Source organism: Rhizobacter sp. P1_G5, assembly GCF_056405435.1.
In genome coordinates, this window is sequence record NZ_JBFUCB010000506.1 from 1 (window position 1) to 4,541 (window position 4,541).

Below are 4,541 nucleotides of genomic sequence, written 5' to 3' on the forward strand. Positions count from 1 at the left end.
GCGCTGGGTGGACGAGATCGGCGCCCGGCGCGGCGATTCACCCGGCAGCACACCAGCCCCCGGTTCCGACAACCCCGTTCATTGACCCTTTCCACCCAGGCGGATGCCATGAAGAAATTCAAGATCAACATAGGCGGCGATGCCGCGATGGTGGCCACGATCGTGGCCATCCTCGCGCTGATGGTGCTGCCGCTGCCGACCTTCCTGATCGACGGCCTGCTGGCGGTGAACCTCACCATCAGCACGCTGCTGCTGATGGTGACGATGTACATCCCGAGCGCGGTCTCGCTGACCTCGTTCCCGGCGCTGCTGCTGTTCACGACGCTGTTCCGGCTGTCGCTGAACATCTCGTCGACCAAGCTGATCCTGCTGCACGCCGACGCCGGCCACATCATCGAGTCGTTCGGCAACCTGGTGGTGGGCGGCAACCTGGTGGTCGGGATCGTGGTGTTCCTGATCATCACGGTGGTGCAGTTCATCGTGATCGCGAAGGGCTCGGAGCGGGTCGCCGAGGTCGGCGCGCGCTTCACGCTGGACGCGATGCCGGGCAAGCAGATGAGCATCGACGCCGACCTGCGCGCCGGCCACCTGACGGCCGACGAGGCCCGCCACCGCCGCGCCGCGCTCGCGATGGAAAGCCAGCTGCACGGCGGCATGGACGGCGCGATGAAGTTCGTGAAGGGCGATGCGATCGCGGCGCTGATCATCACGGTGATCAACATCCTGGCCGGCATCGTGATCGGCATCACCTACCACGGCATGCCGGCCGCCGAGGCGGCGAACCGCTTCGCGATCCTGTCGATCGGCGACGCGATGGTGTCGCAGATCCCGTCGCTGCTGATCTGCGTGGCCGCCGGCGTGATGATCACCCGCGTGGCCGACGAGCACGCGCCGAAGCCGAAGTCGCTGGGCGAGGAGATCACCTACCAGCTGACGCGCAGCCCGCGCGCGCTGTACCTGGCGGCCGGCTTCCTGTGCGGCTTCGCGCTGGTGCCGGGCTTCCCGTGGTACGTGTTCCTGCTGCTGGCCGGCGCGCTGGTGATGCTGGGCCGCAACCTGCAAGGTAAGACCAAGGGCAAGCCGTCGCACGAGGCCGAGGCCGATGCGCTGAAGGGCCTGCAGCGCGAAGGCGCGAAGGCGCGCAAGGGCGAGATCCAGGCGATCGAGGACAAGGCGAGTGCGTTCACCGCGCCGCTCGCGGTGACGATGTCGCCGGCGCTGGCGGCCTCGCTGCGGCCCGACCTGCTGAACGCCGCGTTCGAGCGCGAGCGCCTGGGCCTGCAGGAGCAGCTGGGCCTGCCGTTCCCCGGCATCCGGCTGTGGACGCGGGCGAGCCACGCCGAGAACGAGTACGAGCTGCTGCTGCACGACGTGCCGCACGGCAGCGGCCAGGTGGTGATCGGCCCGAAGCCGGACGGCGAGCCGTCCAACGAGGAGGTGATCGCGAAGCACGCGGTGCAGTCGCTGCACGAGCAGGCGCACCAGTTCCTCGGCATCCAGGAAGTGCAGTGGGTGCTGGAGCGGGTCGGCGCCGACTACCCCGGCCTGGTGGCCGAGATGCAGAAGGTCGTCACGGTGCAGCGCATCGCCGAGGTGCTGCGCCGGCTGCTGGAAGAGCAGCTGCCGATCCGCAACATGCGGGCGATCTGCGAGAGCCTGATCAACTGGGGCCCGAAGGAGAAGGACGCGCTGATGCTCACCGAGTACGTGCGCGGCGACCTCGGGCGCTGGCTCAGCCACCGCGCGACGCAGGGCAGCGGCTCGCTGTCGGCGGTGCTGCTGGAGCCGGCGGTCGAGAAGATGATCCGCGACGCGATCAAGCCGACGCCGGCCGGCAACTACCTGGCGCTGGCGCCGGACGCGGTCGGCGCGATCGCGCGGCGCGTGAAGGACCTGGCGGGGCTGACGCCGCGTGCCGGCATCGCGGTCGTGACCTCGATGGACATCCGCCGCTACGTGCGCCGCATCGTCGAGTCGGAATCGAAGTGGCTGGCGGTGTACTCGTACCAGGAACTGGGCTCGCAGGTGCGCGTCGAGCCGCTCGGCAGGGTCGCGCTGTGACGGCGGGCCGAGCGCCGGGCCGCCCCAAGCCGGCCCGCATCCCCCCGGGGGATCGACCGGTGTACCCACCGGGCGAGGGGTTGTCATGACTCGCCCGCGCCCCGTCTCGTTTGAGGTCCACCGCAGCACGCTGCCGAAGCAGCCTGCGCCGGCTGACAGCCTGCGCGCGCCGAGCTTCACCGACCTGCTGCGCCAGCGCCGCCAGCCGGGCGGTGCGCGGCCGTTCGGCGAGCGGCTGCACCCCGACGCCGAGCCGTCAACCTCGCACGTCCCCGCCGAAGACGAACTCGCCATCTCCGCCGAGCCCGAGCACGCCGCCCCGGTCGCCCGCCAGCCCGAAGCTGAGCAGCATGGCGAGCCCGAATGGGCCGACGACCTCGTCCCCGGCCCCGAGCTGCTGCACCCGTTGCTGCACGGCAGCTCGGGAGCCGCCCGCGTGGCCCGCGCGGCCGCGCCGACGCACCCGGTGGTCGCCGCGATCGCGCAGACCATCTCGCGCTTCTGCAACGAGCGCGCCGTCGACGACAGCGAAGGCTGGCAGGTGCGCATGCCGCTGCGCCCCGATGTGTTGCCCGACACCACGCTCGCGCTGTCGATTTCGTCGTACTGGCTGCAGCTTCGCTTCGAGACCACCGAGTCGAAGTCCCGCGACCTACTCTTTGCCCATCGCGACGCACTTGCCACGGTGCTCGAGGAATCCCTCAACCGCCGGCGCGAAGTCGCCATCACCATTGACTGAATCGCCATGACCGCTGCTGCACGCATCGAACCCGTCACGCCGATTGCCACCCACCTGGGGGCCGTCGGCACCGCCGCCGCCAGCGCTTCGCGGCTGCTGCACGACCGCCGCCTCGGCGCCCTGTGGCGGGCGCTGGACCTGCAGCGCGGCCTGTCGCTCGCGGCGGTGGCCGACGCCGCCGGCGCGCCGCGCGGCGTCTCCCACTACGCGCTGGAGCTCGACTGCGACGCCGGCCGCTTCAGCCTCGCGATCGCCTGCCGCGCCGATGCCGCGCTGTCGCTGGCCGCCGCGCCCGACCTCGGTGCCCCGCTGCGCGCGCTGGCCGCCGAGGCGCTGTTCGGCGAGACCACCGAACGCCTGTCGCGCCTCGTGCTGCCCGGCGTGCAGGCGGTGTCGCTCGCACCGCTGGCCGCCGCCCAGGTGCCGCGCAGCGGCTGGTGCAGCCTGCGCCGCGGCGGTGCCGAGATCGCACGCATCGCCGTGCAACAACTTCCCGGCCCGGTGCACGACGCGCTGCGCGGTGCGGCACGGCCGCACGGCCAGCCGAGCGCCTGGCGYTCGCTGCTGCGCCTGCCGGGCGCCGCGGTGATCGCGAGCCGCGCGCTGTCGATCGACGTGCTGCGCTCGCTGCGGGTCGGCGACGTGGTGCTGCTGCCTGCGGACCTGCAGGCGCTGGATGGTGCCGCCGCGGTGCTCAGGCTGGGGCCGCGCGGTGCGCGCTGCCTGGCGGCGCCGGGGCGGATTCAAGGCAATTCATGGACAGTCGAAGGAGGACTTCAGATGTTGGACGATGACCAGGACCTGCTCGCCGAGCCGGGCGAGCAAGCAGATGCGATCGGCGAGCTCGAGCTGCCGGTGCGTTTCGAGATCGAGACCGTGTCGGTGCCGCTGTCGGAGCTGGAGGCGATCGAGCCCGGCTACGTGATCGAACTCGGGGCGCCGGCGGCCGAGGCGCGGCTGCGCCTCGTGTCGTGCGGCCAGGTGATCGGCCACGCGGAACTGGTGGCGGTCGGCTCGCGGCTGGGCGCCCGCATCACACGCATGGTGGCACGCGATGACGCAGACCACCACGGGTGAACTGCTCCCGCTGCTCGTCATCGCGTTCGCGATCGGCGTGCTGCCCTTCGTCGCGATGATGGTGACCTCGTACACCAAGATCGTCGTGGTGCTGGGGCTGCTGCGCAACGCGCTCGGCGTGCAGCAGGTGCCGCCCAACATGGTGCTCAACGGCATCGCGATCATCGTGTCGGCCTACATCATGGCGCCGCTGGTGATGGATTCGTACGACAAGATGAAGGACCAGGGCTTCGCGCCCTCGAGTGCCGGCCAGATCGGCCAGGTGCTGGAGATCGCGAAGGAGCCGGTGCGCAAGTTCCTCGACAAGCATGCGCAGGCGCGCGAGAAGGCGTTCTTCCTGAAATCGGCGGCCGCGGTGTGGCCGCCGGAGCGGGCGAAGGCGCTGAAGGCCGACGACCTGATCGTGCTGGCCCCGGCCTTCACGCTGTCGGAGCTGACCGCGGCCTTCAAGATCGGCTTCCTGCTGTACCTGGCCTTCGTCGTCGTCGACCTGATCATCGCGAACATCCTGCTCGCGCTCGGCCTGTCGCAGGTGACGCCGACGCAGGTGGCGATCCCGTTCAAGCTGCTGCTGTTCGTCGTGATGGACGGCTGGTCGACGCTGATCCACGGCCTGGTGCTGACCTACAAATAGCGAGCCCACGACCATGGACTACGACAACAT

General features: G+C 70.6%; 4 protein-coding genes. All 4 read left to right on the forward strand.

The window, feature by feature from the left end:
* Positions 1-108 precede the first annotated feature (108 nt).
* The 4 genes from AC1D12_RS25620 to sctR all read left to right on the forward strand — a co-directional run bounded on the left by AC1D12_RS25620 (position 109) and on the right by sctR (position 4,511).
* Complete coding sequence (locus tag AC1D12_RS25620) at positions 109-2,061, forward strand: FHIPEP family type III secretion protein (RefSeq protein ID WP_477843734.1); 1,953 nt, start codon at positions 109-111, stop codon at positions 2,059-2,061.
* Between the two features lie 85 nt (positions 2,062-2,146).
* On the forward strand, positions 2,147-2,800 hold the full coding sequence (locus AC1D12_RS25625) for a type III secretion HpaP family protein (protein ID WP_477825929.1): 654 nt from the start codon (positions 2,147-2,149) through the stop codon (positions 2,798-2,800).
* A gap of 6 nt (positions 2,801-2,806) precedes the next feature.
* Positions 2,807-3,877, forward strand: coding sequence for a type III secretion system cytoplasmic ring protein SctQ (gene sctQ / locus AC1D12_RS25630; protein ID WP_465114385.1), 1,071 nt, complete (start codon positions 2,807-2,809; stop codon positions 3,875-3,877).
* Entirely contained in the window at positions 3,855-4,511 is a 657-nt protein-coding gene (gene sctR / locus AC1D12_RS25635) for a type III secretion system export apparatus subunit SctR (RefSeq protein WP_047505502.1), read from the forward strand. The genes sctQ and sctR overlap by 23 nt, the downstream gene beginning before the upstream one ends.
* Positions 4,512-4,541 lie beyond the last annotated feature (30 nt).